The organism is Gordonia caeni, from assembly GCF_039537105.1.
In the GTDB taxonomy this organism is placed as follows: Bacteria; Actinomycetota; Actinomycetes; order Mycobacteriales; family Mycobacteriaceae; genus Gordonia; species Gordonia caeni.
The window spans coordinates 1-16,428 of record NZ_BAAAZW010000004.1; the positions used below are offsets into that span (position 1 = coordinate 1).

Here is a 16,428-nt window from a genome sequence, read left to right on the forward strand (position 1 = left end):
ATCACTCACACGGGGCGCGAACCTTCAGGCCTGCCGGCGGCCGCTACGTCAGCGGTCGGCGTCGGTGTAGCGGATCACGCCGCGGATGTTCCGGCCCTCGAGCATGTCCGAGTAGCCCTCGTTGATCTGGTCCAGCGTGTACTGCCGGGTGATCATGTCCTCGATGTTGAGCTTGCCGAGCTTGTACATCGACAGCAGGTTCGGAATGTCCAGCTTCGGGTTGGCGCCACCGAAGATCGAGCCCTGCAGGTTCTTCTGCAGCAGCGTCAGCATGGCCAGGTTCAGAGTCACGTTGCTGTCGGCCATGTTGCCCATGCCGGTCAGCACGCAGGTGCCGTTCTTAGCGGTGATGCTCATCCAGGTGTCGACATCGGTGCCGTGCACCTCGCCGACGGTGACGATCACCTTCTGGCACATGCCCCACTCGGTGACGTTGCCGATCTCGTTCATCGCCTCCTCGACCGAGGCGAAGGCGTGTGTCGCGCCGAACTTGAGGGCCTGCTCACGCTTCCACGGCACCGGATCGATCGCGAAGACGTTGCGGGCGCCCGCGATCACCGCACCCTGCAGGGCCGCGGTGCCGACACCACCGACGCCGATGATCGCCACGTCCTCGCCCGGGCGCACGTCGCCGCTGCGGGTCGACGAGCCGTAACCGGTCGGGATACCGCAGCCGCACAGGGCCGCGACCTCGAACGGGATGTCCTTGTCGATCTTCACCGCCGAGGCCTCGTGCACCACCATGTACGGCGAGAACGTGCCGAGAAGCGTCATCGGGTACACCGGATCGCCGTCGGCGGTGTGGATGCGGAAGGTGTGGTCGGAGACGGCCTCACCCTGCAGGAGCATGGCGCCGAAATCGCACAGGTTCGCGACGCCGGCCTTACACGACTTGCATTTGCCGCAGGACGGGATGAACGACAGGACCACGTGGTCGCCGACCTCGAAGTCGGTGACCCCCTCGCCGATCTCCTCGACGACGCCGGCGCCCTCGTGACCGCCCAGGATGGGGAAGCCCGCCATCGGGATGCCACCGGTCATCAGGTGATGATCCGAGTGGCACATCCCCGCCGCCTCCATGCGGATCTTGATCTCATGCGCCTTCGGGTCACCGATCTCGATCTCTTCGATCTTCCACGGCGTGTTCAGTTCCCGGAGGATCGCACCCTTAGTCTTCAATTTCCCAACCTCACTCGAGTTGCACGCCGCCGACCCGGCGGCTCTGATCGTGAACGCGCGGTGACCCGCACTCTGAGAGTGAGCGTAGTCACCGCGCGCCCAAATTGAAACACGTTCCAGTTTTTATTCCGCGAGTCCGGCGTCCTTGCTGCCGAACTCCTCGCGCAGACGGGGCTTGACCACCTTGCCGCCGGCGTTGCGTGGCAGTTCGTCGACCACCACGATGTCTTTCGGATGCTTGAACCGGGCCAGGTTCTCGTTGAGGTACGGCTCCAGTTCGTCCATCGTGAGGCCGTCGACGCCCTCGGCCAGCACCACCACGGCCACCGGCACCTCGCCCCACTTGTCGTGGGCGCGGCCGATGATCGCGGCCTCCTGGATCTTCGGGTGCGAGAACAGCACGTTCTCCACCTCGGCGCAGTAGATGTTCTCGCCGCCCGAGATGATCATGTCCTTGGCGCGGTCGACCACGTAAAGGAAGCCCTCGGAGTCCTGCCGCACCAGGTCACCGGAGTGGAACCAGCCCCCGCGGAAGGCTTCTGCGGTGCCCTCCGGGTTCTGCCAGTAGCCGACCATCAGATTGGGGCCGCGGTAGACGATCTCGCCGACCTCGCCCTGCGGGACGTCCTCGCCCAGCGGATCGACGATGCGTGCGGTCACCGCGGGCACCACCTTGCCGATGGAGCCGATCTTGCGCAGCGCGTCCTTGCCCTCCAGCACGCAGGTGATCGGCGACATCTCGGTCTGACCGAAGACGGCGACGTTGAGCGCATCCGGGAAGGTCTCGTTCATCGCGTTGAGCACCGAGTCCGACGCCGGTGCGGCGCCCCACGAGATCACCCGCAGCTTCAGATCGCGCGGACGAGCCTGTTGCGCCGCGCACACCGCCTGCCACTGTGCCGGGACCAGGAAGATCGACGTGGTGCCCTCCTCCTCGATCATGTCCAGCAGGTCGTTGGGGTCGAACGCTCCCAGCGGATGGATCAGCGACAGCGCACCCACGACGAACAGCGGCGCCATTGCGCCCAGACCTGCGATGTGGAACAACGGTGCGACGCACGAGCCGACGTCGTCCGGGGAGTTGTCCAGTGCCTGGATGGTGGTGAGCGCCTGCGACTGCATGTTCTGATGAGTCAGCATGGCGCCCTTGGGCTTTCCTGTGGTGCCCGAGGTGTACATGATCAGCGCGACGGTCTCTTCCGGAATGTCGATCTCCGGCAGGTCCGAACCGTCCTCGGCCACCAGCTCCTCGTACTTCAGGTGAGCCTCGTTCGCGGTGTCGCCGACCACGATCACATCGCGGATGGCGCCGGTCGCCCCGGCGACCGCGTCCGCCAGCGGGGCCAGCAACGATTCGGTGACGATCACCTCGGCGCCGGAGTCCTGCACGATGAACCCGATCTCCGGGGGCGCCATGCGGATGTTCACCGGCACCGGGACGGCCCCGATCAGATTGGCGGCGAAGACCAGTTCCACGTACTCCGAGCGGTTGAGCATCAGGACCAGGATCCGATCGCCGAAGCCGACGCCGCGGCGGCGCAGCGCGGCCGCCAGCCGGTGGGTGCGCGCATCGAGCTCGGACCAGGTGGTGACCTTTCCCATGAACTTCAGGGCCGGCTTGTCGGGAGTCATCTGCGCATGGCGGCGCACCTGGTTGTTCCAGTGGTTGCGGCGCGATCGAGTCGGCTCCGAGTTGAGGTCGATGCCCAGGGCGTTCGTCACGGGTTCTCCTTCAGGGGGTGATGGGTTGAGACGTTGCGGTCCGGCCTAGCGGCCGGTTGAGGCGAAAGCCGCGATCGCGGCCTGAAACTGCGGTGATTGCAGAAGCTCGGTCTGGCCGGCGATCTCGCGGTCGATCGCCGCGTCGTACTGGTCCAGAGTGGCGCCGTCGAGCGCCGCTTTGGTCAGGGCGAGAGCCGCCGGTGACGCCGCGGCCAGCTTCGCGGTCACCCTGCCCACCACGGCGTCGAGCGCGGCACGCTCTTCGACGCAGCCGTTGATCAGTCCGGCCTCGAAAGCCTCTGTGGCCGAGAGTCGCTCACCGAGCAGCGCCATCGCGTTCGCCCGCGCCCGGCCGAGGGAGGCGGCGAACGTGGCACTGGCAGCGCCGTCGGGCATCAGGCCGATCTTGACGAATGCCAGCAGGAAGTAGCTGTGCGCGCTCGCGTAGATCAGATCCGCGGCCACGGCCAGCGAGGCCCCGATGCCCACAGCGGGACCGTCGACCGCGGCGACCACCGGCATCGGGAGTGCACGGACGGCGCCGATCAACCGCGAACCGTTCTCGATGATGGCGCGCGAATCACCCGCGTCGAAGCCGCCCTTGGTCGCCGCGCTCGAGGCCATCCCGGCCACATCGGCGCCGGCGCAGAAGGCCCCTCCCCGACCGGCCAGCACCACCACCCGTACCCGCTCGTCGCCGGCCCACTGTGCACAGACTTCGATGATCCGCTGAGAGGCGGCACCGTCGAGCGCATTGAGTTGAGCCGGGCGATCGATCTCCAGACGGGCCACGCCCGCCTCGTCGATTCCACTCCAGATTCCGTCGACATGCTCGAGCTGGGTCATCGATTCCTCTTCGAAGAGATGCGGTTGCCGCACACCGTAGCACTCGCAGTGATCCAAGTCATGTGAATCCCAGTTAACATATATGTTCTTCCGGTGGCTTCTTACAGGCATTTCTCTCCGCCTCGCGCATTCGCCTGAGCGATAGATGGTTTCCGCTAGCATGGCTCGACATGAGCCCGATCCCGTCGCGGGCCGCCGATGCCGCAGGCAGGGTTCGGCCGCCCGATCGCCGCGACCACCTGGTCGCCGCGGCCACGGACGCCTTCAGCGAACACGGCTTCCACGGAACCAAGCTGTCCCAGATCGCCGACGCGGCCGGCGTCTCCACCCCTGCGCTGTACCGCCACTTCGACAACAAATCTGACCTGCTCGGCGCGGTCACGCGGACCATGTCACTGCGCACGCAAGCCACGCTGGTCGCGGTCGAGCCCCGTCCCGACGACCCCGCCGGCGAACTCGCCGCACTGATCGACGCCCACCTCGCGAATGTGCTGGCGCACCGCAACCACAGCGACATCTACCGCTGGGAATGGCGCAGCCTGGAACCGGCCGAGCGGAGCTTCGCGCGCGAGATCCGCCGAGACGCGCATCGCCGCGTCCGCGGCCTGGTGCGCGCTCTGCGCCCAGAGCTCACCAAGACCGAGGCCGACACCCTCACCGACGCGATCTACGCCGTCGCCGGAAGTCCGGCGAGCCACCGAGTCAGCTTGCCGCGCAAAGCGATCATCCCCCTCATCGGTGCCGCCGCACGGACCGCCGGTGCCGCCGAGCTCCCGGCCGCCGATTCCGGAACCGAGCCCTCCCCCGGCCTGGCGCCGACCGGGAAACGGGAGACCATCCTGACCGAATCAGTGGCACTGTTCGCCGAACGCGGTTTCCACGAGGTCACGATCGACGAGATCGGCGCCGCGTCCGGACTGCCCCCGTCCGGGGTCTACCGGCATTTCGGCTCCAAGCAGGCCATTCTTTGCGCCGCCCTGCAGCGCGCATCAGAGCGCACCACCTCGGCGATCGCCAGCGGGCTGGCGCAGACCAGTTCACGCGACGATGCACTCGTCTGCCTCGTGGAGCAGTACGCGCGACTGTGCGTCGGCGATCCGGCGATCATCACCGTCTACCAGCGCTGTCTCGGCGCCCTTCCCGACGATCAGCGCGCGGATCTCCGCAGGCAGCAGCGCATCAACGTCGACGAGTGGTCCACCTGGCTGATCGACGCCCGGCCCGAATTGTCCACGGCCGCAGCCCGTTTCCTGGTTCACGCCGCGCTGGAGGTGATGGCCGACCTGACTGCCAGCCCGCACGCTGCGGACGCGCCCACCGTCACGGCGATCGCGCTGGCAGTCCTGCTGAAGACTCCCGTCGACTGACCGCGGGCCACCCGGCACGCCGGTCGGCCGGGCCGGGTCAGATGGTGACCAGGTCGGACAGCACCCAGCGGTCGCCGTCCCGCTGCAGCGTCACCCGCACCCGCGTCTGATACTCAAGTCCCTCGTCTCCGGCAGCGGGCAGCTCGGGCGAGGTGACCTTCTGATCGAGCGCCACCAGGACCACCGCTTCCTCGTCGGTGATCGACTCGGCGCCGGCGGCGATCGCCGTCCCTATCGAGGACGCCTTGGCCTCGTCGGTGCCGCGCCGCGCATCTTGGGAGGCCTGGATGTAGCGGTCAGCGAAGTCCGAGGTGGAGAACTCGCGGATCCGCCGGTCCAGGTCGGAGTAGTCACCGGGCCCGTACGTCACGACCTCCGCCGCATAGGTCTTGGCGTCGGCCAGCGCCTGTTCGCCGGCGCCCGAATCCAGGGCGACACCGCGGTCGGCGCTCGCGAGCAGGTACCCGAGGACGCCGACGGCCACTGCCAGCGCGACGATCAGGGCCACCAGACCCGCGATCAGCTTGCGCCCACCGCTGGCACCGGAGGGTTCGGCGACCACCTTGCCGGGCACCCGAGACGGATCGACCGGATCGGTGTCGCTCGCCCCGTCGGCGGCCTCGTCGACGTCGGGGGTCTCCTCATCGGCGCCGGCGGCGGCCTTCTTGGCCTCGGCCGCGCGCAGTTCCTCCCGGGTGCGGCGATTGTTCGCCAGCAGTTCCTCTCGCTCGGCGGGCGTCAGCGCACTCGACGCTCCGGCGGACGAGGACCGCTCCCCCTCGGTCGGATCGGGACCGTCGGCATCAGAAGTCGTGGGCATGCGCACCAGGCTAACGCCCGGGCCGGCCATCACGCCGCCCCCTTGCTATCTCGCCTCCTATCAAATATATGTGATAGGAACAGTGAACCCTCGATAGGAGCTCCCATGGTTGCCTTCACCCCGGAACAGACCGACTTCGCCAAGTCCATCGCCGACTTCTGCAAGCGCGAGACCGGGACCCGCGCGCAGCGCGACAAGTGGACCAATGGAGGCGAGGAGAACCACTCGCAGGAGCTCTACCGAAAAATGGCCGAGCTCGGCTGGGCCGGCATCAACGTCGCCGAAGAGTACGGCGGCGCCGGCGCGGGCAACGTCGAGCTGTGCATCTTCCTGGAGGAATCGATGCGTGGGCAGGCCCCCATCGGCGGCGTGGGACCCACTCTGATCACCGCCGCGGCTTATGAGAAGTTCGCCGACGACGACATGCGCCGTGAGGTCCTGGCCGGTGTCGTCGAGGGTGATTCGCTGTCGATCTCGATGTCCGAGCCGGAAGCCGGATCCGACGTCGGCGCCCTCACCTGCCGCGCCGAGAAGGTCGATGGCGGCTGGAAGATCAACGGCCAGAAGACCTGGTGTTCCAACGCCCACTTCGCCAAGTCGATCCTGTTGATCGCGCGCAGCGACAGCAGCGGCGCCAAGCACGAGGGGCTCACCCAGTTCCACATCCCCGCCGGGACTCCCGGCCTCAAGATCGTGCAGATCGACACGCTGGGCGGCAGTGAGGTCAACGACCTCTACTTCACCGACTGCTTCGTGCCCGACTCCGCCGTCGTCGGACAGGTCGGCAACGGCTGGACCCAGCTGATGGCCGGTCTGAACACCGAACGCCTGATCCTGGCCGCCATGCAGCTGGGCATCGCCGAGCGTTCCTTCGACGACACGCTCGCGTTCATCACCGAGCGCAAGCAGTTCGGCCGGCCGATCGGCTCCTTCCAGGCGCTGCGCCACCGGATGGCCGACCACGCCACCGAGATCGCGGCCACCAAGGAGCTCATCTACTCGCTCGCCAAGGCCTCCGACGACAACCCGAGCAAGATGATGCCGCGCGAGGCGTCGATGGTGAAGCTGAAGGCCACCGAGGTGAGCAAGGCGATGACCATCGACGGCATGCAGATGATGGGCGGCTACGGTTATGCCAAGGAGTTCGACGCCGAGCGACTGATGCGCGGGGCGATCATCTCCACCGTCTTCGGCGGCACCAACGAGATCCAGCGCGACATCATCGGAAAGACCTATGGCCTCTGATTCCCTCGTCTCCGGGCTGCGGCGGCGGCCGCAGCTTTCGGAGGAGGTCGCGTCCATTCTGCGGCACAAGATCATGACGGCCGAGCTGCGGCCTGCCGATCCCATCCGCATGGACGAGACGGCGGTGGAGCTCAATGTCAGCGTGACTCCGGTCCGCGAGGCGCTGCTGACGCTGCGCGGTGAGGGGCTGGTGGTCAGTGCCCCGCACCGCGGTTACGTCGTCGCCGACCTGTCCCGCACCGACGTCGAAGACATCTTCTGGCTGCAGGGTGAGGCGGCTGCCCGCATCGCCCGGCGCACCGCAGGCATGATCGGCGACGAGCAGCTCACCAATCTGGTGGCGGCCAACGATCGTCTCCGTGCCGCCGTCGACGCCGGCGACGTCGCCGCCGTCACCGACGCCGAGTTCGAGTTCCATCGGCTCCACAACCGGATCAGCGGCAGCACCAAACTCGCCTGGTTCCTTCAGTCGGCGACGCGGTACACCCCCGATCAGATGTACGCGGCCGATCCCGACTGGGGCCGGGTGACGCTCGACAGCCACGATCGCCTGATCGAGGCCTACCGTGCCGGCGACCCGGCTGCGGCCGCCGAAGCGATCCGCATCCAGTTCAGCGACGGCGCCACCCGCCTCATCGCACACCTGGAGACCACCGACATCTGGCCACCGGACAACGGCTGACCAGACGTTTTGCCGCCGCTCGGGCCGATGGGATAAAGTCTGATCTCGGTTCGAGAGAGCACGCAATCCCCCATAGCTCAATTGGCAGAGCAGCCGACTGTTAATCGGCAGGTTATTGGTTCGAGTCCAATTGGGGGAGCCCAGCGAAGGCCCGCCACCAGCACAATCCGGTGGCGGGCCGTTTCGCGTTCCAGGCCGTTAACCCCGAGCTACCGTACTTTCAGTTCGTCCTCGCAGCGGACAAGCCGCGCAAGTACGCCGCCAAGATTCCTCGGATCGGACCGGCGCCACCGAGAACCGTGCGATAGAAGACGAGCGAATCGGTCAGCGCGATGAGCTCGTCGGGCGCAATGCTGGGATTGTCCAACCCAGCCGATTCCAGTGCCTGCGAAACGATTCGTCGGGTAATGGCCTGCACTCGCGATCCGGTCCCGAGTTTCGCCCGGAGGGCGGGGTCGTCGCCGACCTCCAGGAGGAGCGCGTAGCGCGCTCGCATGTCGGACTCCCTTGACGCGAGGGCTTCGACGAGGACAGTCAGTCGGTCGGCGAGTTCGTCGACTTCCAACGGCGCAGAGGGAGTGAGGACCGCTGCAAACTGTTCGGCATCGTCAACCGTGCGTTGTTCAAGGCGGTCGACGATCAGCCCGATCAGGGCACCCCGTGTCCGGGCATGGTGGGACGTCGACCCTTGAGGGATTCCGGCCTCACGGTCGACAGCACGGTGAGTCAGGGCGCGCAGCCCGTCGCGAGCGATGATGCCGATTCCGCTATGCGCAATCGCCGCTCGCCGGTCGCCGGTCGCGTCTGGAACGACTTCCATTCCCCCAAGATACAGGTGTAGCGTTCGACACGCGCTACATCTGTAGCGCACTGCCGACGGTCCCAGCGACAACGAAGGAACCGACTAGTCATGTTGATTGATTTCGACCCCGATCACATGCTCTACCCGTTCGAGTCACGGTGGTTCGAGTCCTCAGCGGGACGGGTCCACTACGTCGACGAGGGTGCGGGGCGACCGATCGTCTTCTTCCACGGGTCGCCGACGTGGAGCTTCCTCTACCGGCGAATCATGCTCGCGTTACGCGGCGAGTTCCGCTGCATCGCTATGGACTACCCCGGATTCGGGCTTTCCGAGAGACCTGATGGATACGGCTACACCATTGGCGAGCTGACAACCATCGCCGGAGAACTGGTCGACCACCTCGGGCTCGACGGGTTCGTGACGATGGGCCACGACTGGGGTGGTCCGATCGGCCTGGGGGTCGCCACCGAGCGCGCCGAGAGAACGGCGGGTGTCGCGCTGGCCAACACGATCTTCTGGCCGAAGCTCCCCCTCGCCAACAACGCCTTCAGCCGCGTCATGTCGTCCGGACCGATGCAACGGCGAATTCTGCAACGGAATCTGCTCGTGGAAAAATTCCTCCTCGGCCCCGCTGGACCAGAGTTGAGCGAACCCGAAGCCGATCACTATCGGCTCGCCCAGCCCTGCGCCCCGGCCCGAGCCGGGCTCGCGGAGATGCCAGGGCAGATTCGCGGCGCACGCCCGCTACTCGCCCAGCTTGAGCACGACGTGCCGCACCTGCTCGGAGACAAACCGGCGGTGGCGATCTGGGGCATGCGGGACCTGGTGTTCCGGCCGCGCGACTGCCTGCCGCGGCTGCGCGCAGCATTCGCTGACCTCGGCGTCGTCGAACTACCGGATGCCGGCCACTTCGTTCCGGAGGACGCACCCGCGGAAGTCGCGGCGGCGATCACCGAGCGGTTCGGATCGCAAAAGGTCGAGTAGAAGCACGAGAGCCGATTCAGGAACGCACGCGGCCGCCGAAGACCTCAGCCACGGTAGGCGCTCCCTCGGAGCGCTCGAGCACGTCGATCACATCGCCGGCGGCGACCGATCCACGCTCGATCACGCGTAAGTACAAGCCGGGGCGCCCGGCCCGGGTGAACCGCTTGACCCAGCCCCGCTCCTGCTCCCCTCCCACGCGGCGGGCGAAGGTCTGGCAGGGTATGCGCGGACTCGTCACCTCCACCACCAGGGCCTCGCCGATCCGCCACCGCTCCCCGATCCGCGCACCGGACAGGTCGATGCCGTCGGTGCGCAGATTCTCGCCGAACCAGCCGGCCGGCAGCGGCCTGCCCAGTTCGGCCGCCCAGTAGCCGGCGTCCTCAGCCGAGTAGGCGTAGACGGCCTTGTCCAGCCCGCCGTGGTGCTTGCGGTCGGCCTGCACATCGGCGTACAGCCCGTACGGACCGACTTTCACGGCACCCTCCACCGGCCGCTTGTCGATGGCCGTGACCCCGACACTTCCAGGGTCGGCGAGGAGTTGATGGACCACACAGACGTCGAGCACACGGGCGGGCATGGGTCCACTGTAATTCCGCCGTTTGACCAACATCTTGCACTGGTGCAATAATGCACTGGTGCAAGAAGAGGTGACGGAAGGCGTGCGGGACCGCAAGCGCGCCCAGACCCATCGGCGGATCCATGAGGCGGCCGTCGAACTGACCCTCCGCGACGGACTGGCCGCCGCGACGGTCAGCGAGATCGCCGAGCGCGCCGGCATCTCTCGCCGGACGTTCTTCAACTACTACGCCAGCAAAGAGGACGCGGTCCTCGGCGTGCAGGAACCGCAGATACCGCCCAGCGCATTGGAAGCGTTCCTGCATCCCACGCCGCCCGCCCCCGGCGAGGATCCGCCCGGCGACGCCCGGTTCGTCCAGGCGTTACATCTGACGGTGACGACGATGGCCTCGATCGGTCCACGTACCAGCGCCGACGTGCGGACCATCGTCGCCACTCACCCCGAACTCATCGACCGGCTGCGCGCACACCGCATGGCGACACAGGATCTGCTGGTCGCAGTCCTCACCGAGCGGCTGGCCGAGCAGACCGCCTCCACCCGCGCCTCCGACAGCGCCCGCGCGCTGATCCTGCTCGCCGGCGTCGTGCTGCGTTTCGCGTACGGCGACGACCCGGACCTCCTCGACGACCCCGACCCGGCCGCCATCCAGAAGGCATTGACCGCTTTTCGTACCGCCCTGAAAGAAATCAAATGACTCAGCCCCAGCCCGCGGTGGCCGACGACGAGACCACGCCGTCCAGCCGCACAGTCCTCTTCCTCTTCATCGGTCTGATGATCACGATGCTGCTCGCGGCGCTGAACCAGACCGTGCTGTCGACCGCTCTGCCGACCATCGTCGGTGAGCTCGACGGCGTCGACCAGATGACCTGGGTCATCACCGGCTACATCCTGGCCAGCACCGTCGTCATGCCGATCTACGGCCGCATCAGCGACCTGCTCGGCCGCAAACCCGTTCTCCTGGCGGCGATCGTGCTGTTCATCGCGGGCTCGGTGGTCGGCGCGCTCGCACCGGACATCGAGCTTCTGATCGCTGCGCGCGTGCTGCAGGGTCTGGGCGGCGGCGGCCTGATGATCCTGTCTCAGGCGGCCATCGCCGACGTGGTCCCCGCCCGCGAACGCGGCCGGTACATGGGTGCGATGGGCGCGGTCTTCGCCGTCGCGTCCGTGGCAGGCCCGCTCCTCGGCGGCTGGCTGACCGAAGGCCCCGGCTGGCGCTGGGCCTTCTGGATGAACATTCCACTGGGTCTGCTCGCAATCGCCGCATGCATGGTCTTCCTGCGTCTGCCCAAGAAGGACCACGCCCAACTCCCCAAGCTCGACTACCTCGGGATGACACTGGTCGCTGCCGCCACCACCGCTCTGGTCCTGGTGTGCACCTGGGGCGGCGGCACCTACGACTGGGCTTCTCCGCAGATCATCGGCCTGATCGTCGCCACGATCGTGCTGGCCGCGGCGTTCTGCTGGGCCGAGACCAAGGCCGTCAACCCGGTGATCCCGATGGCCCTGTTCAAAGACCGGAACTTCACCCTCACCACCATCGCCGCGCTGATGATCGGTGTCGCCATGTTCGGCGCGCTGGGCTACATGCCGACGTACATCCAGATGGTGACCGGCGCGAGTGCGACCATCGCCGGACTCCTGATGATCCCGATGATGGGCGGACTGCTGGTCGCCTCGGTGGCCTCGGGACAAGCGGTCAGCCGCACCGGCCGGTACAAGGCCTTCCCGATCGTCGGCTCGGTGATCATCGGCATCGGTCTGGGCCTGTTGTCGACGCTGCACGTGGAGAGCCCCACCTGGCTGATGTGCACCTATCTCGGCATTCTGGGTATCGGCATCGGCCTGGCGCTGCAGTTGCTGACGCTGATCGTGCAGAACTCGTTCCCCGGCAGGATCGTCGGCACCGCGACCGCGTCCAGCAACTTCTTCCGGCAGGTGGGAGCGACGCTGGGGTCGGCGGTGGTCGGATCGATCTTCGCCTCGCGGCTGATCACGCTGTTGTCGGAGAAGCTCGCCGGCAGTCAGGTCGCCGCCGGAGGCGGCGGGGACGAGTTCCGCAAGCACTTGACGCCGGCCGGCGTCGCCGCACTGCCCGACGCCATGCGGGATCCGATCATCCACGCGTACAACGAGGCGCTGCTCCCGATCTTCCTGTTCCTGGTGCCGCTCGCGGTGATCGCCCTGATCGCCCTGTGCTTCGTCGACGAGAAGCCGCTGTCGACATCGGTGCAAGGCGAGATCCCCGCCGAGTCCCTGGCCGAGGGCCAGCTCCTGGAGATGGTCGACGACAACGACGGCGTCAGCGCCTTCCGCGGCGACCGCGCGCGCAAAGACCCGGACGAACCCGAACCCAGCCGGGTCTGAGACGGGCTCTAACCGGGGAGAGCGTCGATCACGATCTTCTTCATACCCATCACGGCAGCGTAAGCCTCGGGAGTGACCATCAGGTCGTCCATGCCGCCCGGCACGATCTGCCAGCTGACACCGAACTCGTCCGCACACCAGCCGCACTGCTCGGCTTCCGGCACCGCCGACAAGGCGGCCCAGTAGCGGTCGATCTCGGCCTGGTCGGCGCAGTTCACCTGTAGGGACACCCCGTTGCCGAACGTGAAGTCGTGCGGGCCGGCCGAATCCGTCGCCGTGAACCATTCGCCGACCAGGGTGAAGTCGCTGAACATCACCGCGCCGGCGTCGGCAGTGCCGGTCGCGGTGGCGTAATCGACCAGCGTGCCGATCGCCGAGTCATCGAACAGGGACGTGTACTTGTCGATCGCGGCCTTGGCTCGATTCTGGACGGGACCGCAGAACATCAGCGACGGCAGCACGAACGGGCGCGGCTCCCCCGCCGGATCGGTGAGGATCAGCTGCCAGGTGACGCCGAACCGGTCGGCCACCCATCCGTAGCGCGGACTGAACGGATACTCGCCGAGTTCCATGAGCACCTCGCCGCCGTCGGCGAGCCCGGCCCAGACACGATCGAGTGCCCCAGCGGCATCCGGATCGCGGGAGGGATCGAAGTTGAGCATGAACGAGATCGAGGGGTTGGGCGAGAACTCCGGCCCCGCGTTGATCAGGATCAGCTGGAAACCGTCGATCAGCACTTCCGCCGTCAGCGGCAACCCGGCCATCTCCTTCTGGAAGTCGAGGAGGCCCTCTGTCGGATACCGGCTGAGGACCCGGCCACTCGCCTCCGGCAGGACGGAGGCGTAGAACTCCGCGGCTTCCTCGGCGTTTCCGTTGCACCAGATGTTGGGGACGATCTTCTGCATGACTGCTCTCCCGGGTCGACGACACTTCCATTCTGCCCGCCTGGTGCGACAGATTCCCTGGGACGACAACCGTCGACGACTTCCCGAACCGCCCATCGCACCGGCGGCAACGAGCCTTCGACGGCGGGTCACAGACGCCAGTGGCACCGCGTTCGCAGCCGATGTCGTTGGCGCCGTTGATGATCCGTTAGGGTCGATTCGTGCAAATGCAACGATTTCGTCCTCTCGTCGCCGCAACGGCGACAGCTCTTCTCCTCACTTCCGGAGTGGCGGGATATGCCGCTGCCGCTCCCACAGCGCCCGGCAGCGCCGAACCCGACGGAAAGCGGTGCGTCGTCGACCCGACTGATGACGTCCGCACCGTCGACTCGCTGATGCGGCACTGCACCACCGAACAGATCCTGGCCCTGTTCGACGAGGCACCGGTCGGTGCTGCTCCCACTGGAACGAAGAAGATCTCTCTTCTCCCGCTGTTCCAGGTCAGCGGAAAGCACCTCTCGTACCCGCTGGCTCAGCAGATGACCCTGACGCAAGGCCGGTTGGGCGACACTCTGACCTTCACTACCCGACAGGGCCGTCCCTGGGTCTACAAGGACTACATCACCGGCCGGGACGCCGGCGGGCCGCTCGTGGAATCGGTGTCCCGGATCGACCAGAAGCCCGTGTACGCCGCCGACTTCTCGCGCGACTTCCACGGTGTCGAACTGAGCCTGCACGAGTACCGCCAGCTGACACCCGGGGTCTGGATCGGCCGCGACATCGGTGGCGGCGACAAGCCGACCAGTACTCCGACCGGTGGCGCGATCGCGCTGAGCTGACGTCTCAGGCCAGGACATGGCCGCACGTTCGCCCCGCCCGTCCGCAGTGGGGCTACCGGGGCTCGAACCCGGGACCTACGGATTATGAGTCCGCGGCTCTAACCAACTGAGCTATAGCCCCTCGCACCCGGTCTGCGCCGGGCCGTTCAGAAGCCTAGCGGGTGCCCCTCCGTCGTGCGGCAGCGCCGTCGATCGGCCCGCCGCGTCCACCGGTAGATTGAGCGCGGTGACGAAGATCAACGAACCGCTGTGGATCATCGGCGTCGCCCTGCTGACGGTGCTGGTGGCGGCGCTCGTTCTGAGCAGCGTGGCCCGCTTCCTTCTCGGCCGCCGCGCCCAACTGCGGACATCCTCGGCGATCGTCGTCTCGATCTTCGGATCGGCGATCGGGCTTCTGGTGGCGGGCGCGGTCACCGATCAGACCCGGCTCATCGCACCGCTGCCGATCATCGCCTGTCTGATCGGATCGGTCGCCGCGATCGCCGCCTACAGCGCCCTGGCCGCGCGCTTGCAACGGCCGCCGCCCACCAGCATCCCCGACCTGCTCGCCGGCGGCGAGACCGACCACGTCGAGTTCAAGTCGACCGCCCGAGTCAACGTGCGCACCGGAGAGAAGGACCCCCGGATGGAGTCGGTCATCGCCAAGACCCTCGCCGCCTTTCTCAACGGCGACGGCGGCACCCTGCTGATCGGCGTCGACGACGACGGTGTGCCCCTCGGCCTGGACCTGGACTACTCCACCCTGCGCACCGCCGACGCCGACCGCTACGAGCTGTGGCTGCGCGACCTGATGTCCACTGCGCTCGGCCAGATCGCCGCCGCCGGCGCCGACGTGGCCGTCGAGGCGGTCCCTACCGACGACGGCGCCCGCGAAGTCTGTCGCATCAGCGTGTCCGCCTCACCCCGTCCGGTGTATCTGGTGCCGTCGAAGAACGCGCCACGCGAATTCTGGGTGAGGATCGGCAACTCCACCCGCCAACTGGCCGTCGACCAGGCCGCGGAGTACATCATGCACCGCTGGCCGCTGAACCTGGGACCGAACCTCGCCGCACAACTGCGGGCCACGGTGCGATTCACCGCTGAGCGCTGAGCGGGTCCACCACCCAGACCCAGAACCGACGCCTGCGATCGGCGTTTTCGCCACTCGGAGAGTTCACCGACCCTAGTATCGATGGTAATCGTGCCTATCAATACCCCGGTTGTCGCCGACCTGTCGGATTGGCGGACCACCTTCCGGCACGATCACCTTCCGACGGAAACCGAGGAGTCATCAATGGCAGGCAGATTGCAGGACAAGGTCGTCTTCATCACCGGCGCGGCACGCGGGCAGGGGCGGAACCACGCCGTACGCATGGCCGAAGAGGGCGCGGACATCATCGCCGTGGACATCTGCGAGGACATCGATACCGTCAGCGAGTTCTATCCGCTGGCCACCAGCGCCGAGCTCGACGAGACCGTCCGGCTCGTGGAGGCCACCGGCCGGCGGATCTATGCGCGCAAGGCCGACGTGCGCGACGGCGCCGGCTTGGCGAAGGTGTTGCAGGACGGAGTCGCCGCGCTCGGACGCCTGGACTGCGTGGTCGCCAACGCCGGGATCGCGACCTACGGCAAGTCGTGGGAGCTGTCCGACGAGCAGTGGCGCGACATGATCGACGTGAATCTGACAGGGGTGTGGCACACCGCCAAAGCCGCCGTGCCGATCCTCCTGGAACAGGGCACCGGCGGTTCGATGGTCTTCACCTCCTCGATCGGCGGGCTCAAAGGCATTCAGCACGTGGCGCACTACGTGTCGGCCAAGCACGCGATCGTCGGCCTGATGCGGACCATGGCGAACGAGCTGGCACAGGACGGCATCCGGTTCAACACGGTACATCCGACCAACGTCGACACCATGATGATCCAGAATCCGGGCACCTATTCGATGTTCGCGCCGGGTGACCCGAACCCCACGCAGGAGAAGGCCATGCCGGGCTTCGAATCCCTCTCGAACCTGCCCACACCGTGGATCGACTGCGACGACGTCACCAACGCGATGATCTACCTGCTCTCCGACGAGGCGAGGTACCTCACCGGGGTGGCCCTGCCCGTCGACACCGGCGCCACGATCAAGTAGCGGC

General features: G+C 67.0%; 16 protein-coding genes and 2 tRNA genes. 10 read left to right on the plus strand and 8 right to left on the minus strand.

Features of this window, described 5'->3' with window-relative positions; translation table 11 throughout:
* Positions 1-48: 48 nt before the first annotated feature.
* The 3 genes from ABD732_RS07025 to ABD732_RS07035 form a co-directional block, all read right to left on the minus strand.
* On the minus strand, positions 49-1,179 hold the full coding sequence (locus ABD732_RS07025; RefSeq protein WP_344782037.1) for an NDMA-dependent alcohol dehydrogenase: 1,131 nt from the start codon (positions 1,177-1,179) through the stop codon (positions 49-51).
* Positions 1,180-1,302: 123 nt separating this feature from the next.
* Positions 1,303-2,901 (minus strand): fatty-acid--CoA ligase FadD5, encoded by a 1,599-nt coding sequence (gene fadD5, locus ABD732_RS07030; protein ID WP_344782039.1) that lies wholly within the window; start codon positions 2,899-2,901, stop codon positions 1,303-1,305.
* A gap of 45 nt (positions 2,902-2,946) precedes the next feature.
* Positions 2,947-3,747, minus strand: a complete 801-nt coding sequence (locus tag ABD732_RS07035; RefSeq protein ID WP_344782041.1) for an enoyl-CoA hydratase-related protein — start codon at positions 3,745-3,747, stop codon at positions 2,947-2,949.
* Positions 3,748-3,917: 170 nt separating this feature from the next.
* Between ABD732_RS07035 and ABD732_RS07040 the strand changes: the two genes are divergently transcribed.
* Complete coding sequence (locus ABD732_RS07040) at positions 3,918-5,114, plus strand: TetR/AcrR family transcriptional regulator (protein WP_344782043.1); 1,197 nt, start codon at positions 3,918-3,920, stop codon at positions 5,112-5,114.
* Between the two features lie 37 nt (positions 5,115-5,151).
* Here the strand turns inward: ABD732_RS07040 and ABD732_RS07045 are convergent, their stop codons facing one another.
* Complete coding sequence (locus ABD732_RS07045; protein ID WP_344782045.1) at positions 5,152-5,934, minus strand: hypothetical protein; 783 nt, start codon at positions 5,932-5,934, stop codon at positions 5,152-5,154.
* Between the two features lie 105 nt (positions 5,935-6,039).
* On the opposite strand from ABD732_RS07045, the gene ABD732_RS07050 reads away from it, so the two are divergent.
* The 3 genes from ABD732_RS07050 (at position 6,040) to ABD732_RS07060 (ending at position 8,000) form a co-directional block, all read left to right on the plus strand.
* Positions 6,040-7,179 carry an acyl-CoA dehydrogenase family protein gene (locus tag ABD732_RS07050; protein WP_344782047.1) on the plus strand — a complete coding sequence of 380 codons (1,140 nt, stop codon included), beginning with the start codon at positions 6,040-6,042 and terminating at the stop codon, positions 7,177-7,179.
* Positions 7,169-7,861: a GntR family transcriptional regulator gene (locus tag ABD732_RS07055; protein ID WP_344782049.1), complete on the plus strand. Its 693-nt coding sequence runs from the start codon at positions 7,169-7,171 to the stop codon at positions 7,859-7,861. Before ABD732_RS07050 ends, ABD732_RS07055 begins: the two co-directional genes overlap by 11 nt.
* A gap of 66 nt (positions 7,862-7,927) precedes the next feature.
* Positions 7,928-8,000 (plus strand) — tRNA-Asn (locus ABD732_RS07060).
* Positions 8,001-8,081: 81 nt separating this feature from the next.
* On the opposite strand, the gene ABD732_RS07065 is transcribed toward ABD732_RS07060, so the two are convergent.
* The gene (locus tag ABD732_RS07065; RefSeq protein WP_344782051.1) at positions 8,082-8,681 is read right to left on the minus strand and encodes a TetR/AcrR family transcriptional regulator; all 600 of its coding nucleotides are present in this window, start codon (positions 8,679-8,681) and stop codon (positions 8,082-8,084) included.
* Between the two features lie 90 nt (positions 8,682-8,771).
* Between ABD732_RS07065 and ABD732_RS07070 the strand changes: the two genes are divergently transcribed.
* Positions 8,772-9,647: an alpha/beta fold hydrolase gene (locus ABD732_RS07070; protein WP_344782053.1), complete on the plus strand. Its 876-nt coding sequence runs from the start codon at positions 8,772-8,774 to the stop codon at positions 9,645-9,647.
* A 16-nt stretch (positions 9,648-9,663) separates the two neighbouring features.
* Here ABD732_RS07070 and ABD732_RS07075 read toward each other — a convergent pair whose 3' ends face one another.
* Positions 9,664-10,224: an MOSC domain-containing protein gene (locus ABD732_RS07075; RefSeq protein WP_344782055.1), complete on the minus strand. Its 561-nt coding sequence runs from the start codon at positions 10,222-10,224 to the stop codon at positions 9,664-9,666.
* 58 nt (positions 10,225-10,282) lie between these two features.
* Here ABD732_RS07075 and ABD732_RS07080 point away from each other — a divergent pair, with 58 nt between their 5' ends.
* Both ABD732_RS07080 and ABD732_RS07085 read left to right on the plus strand, forming a co-directional pair.
* Positions 10,283-10,918 (plus strand): TetR/AcrR family transcriptional regulator, encoded by a 636-nt coding sequence (locus tag ABD732_RS07080; protein WP_344782057.1) that lies wholly within the window; start codon positions 10,283-10,285, stop codon positions 10,916-10,918.
* A complete protein-coding gene (locus tag ABD732_RS07085) occupies positions 10,915-12,588 on the plus strand; it encodes an MDR family MFS transporter (RefSeq protein ID WP_344782059.1) in 1,674 nt (557 codons plus the stop codon). The genes ABD732_RS07080 and ABD732_RS07085 overlap by 4 nt, the downstream gene beginning before the upstream one ends.
* 8 nt (positions 12,589-12,596) lie before the next feature.
* Here the strand turns inward: ABD732_RS07085 and ABD732_RS07090 are convergent, their stop codons facing one another.
* On the minus strand, positions 12,597-13,493 hold the full coding sequence (locus ABD732_RS07090; protein WP_344782061.1) for a VOC family protein: 897 nt from the start codon (positions 13,491-13,493) through the stop codon (positions 12,597-12,599).
* Positions 13,494-13,759: 266 nt separating this feature from the next.
* Between ABD732_RS07090 and ABD732_RS07095 the strand changes: the two genes are divergently transcribed.
* On the plus strand, positions 13,760-14,311 hold the full coding sequence (locus ABD732_RS07095) for a hypothetical protein (RefSeq protein WP_344782063.1): 552 nt from the start codon (positions 13,760-13,762) through the stop codon (positions 14,309-14,311).
* Between the two features lie 47 nt (positions 14,312-14,358).
* Here ABD732_RS07095 and ABD732_RS07100 read toward each other — a convergent pair.
* Positions 14,359-14,432 (minus strand) — tRNA-Ile (locus ABD732_RS07100).
* Between the two features lie 105 nt (positions 14,433-14,537).
* Between ABD732_RS07100 and ABD732_RS07105 the strand changes: the two genes are divergently transcribed.
* Positions 14,538-15,401 (plus strand): AlbA family DNA-binding domain-containing protein, encoded by an 864-nt coding sequence (locus ABD732_RS07105; RefSeq protein ID WP_344782065.1) that lies wholly within the window; start codon positions 14,538-14,540, stop codon positions 15,399-15,401.
* A 183-nt stretch (positions 15,402-15,584) separates the two neighbouring features.
* The gene (locus ABD732_RS07110; RefSeq protein WP_344782067.1) at positions 15,585-16,424 is read left to right on the plus strand and encodes a mycofactocin-coupled SDR family oxidoreductase; all 840 of its coding nucleotides are present in this window, start codon (positions 15,585-15,587) and stop codon (positions 16,422-16,424) included.
* Positions 16,425-16,428 lie beyond the last annotated feature (4 nt).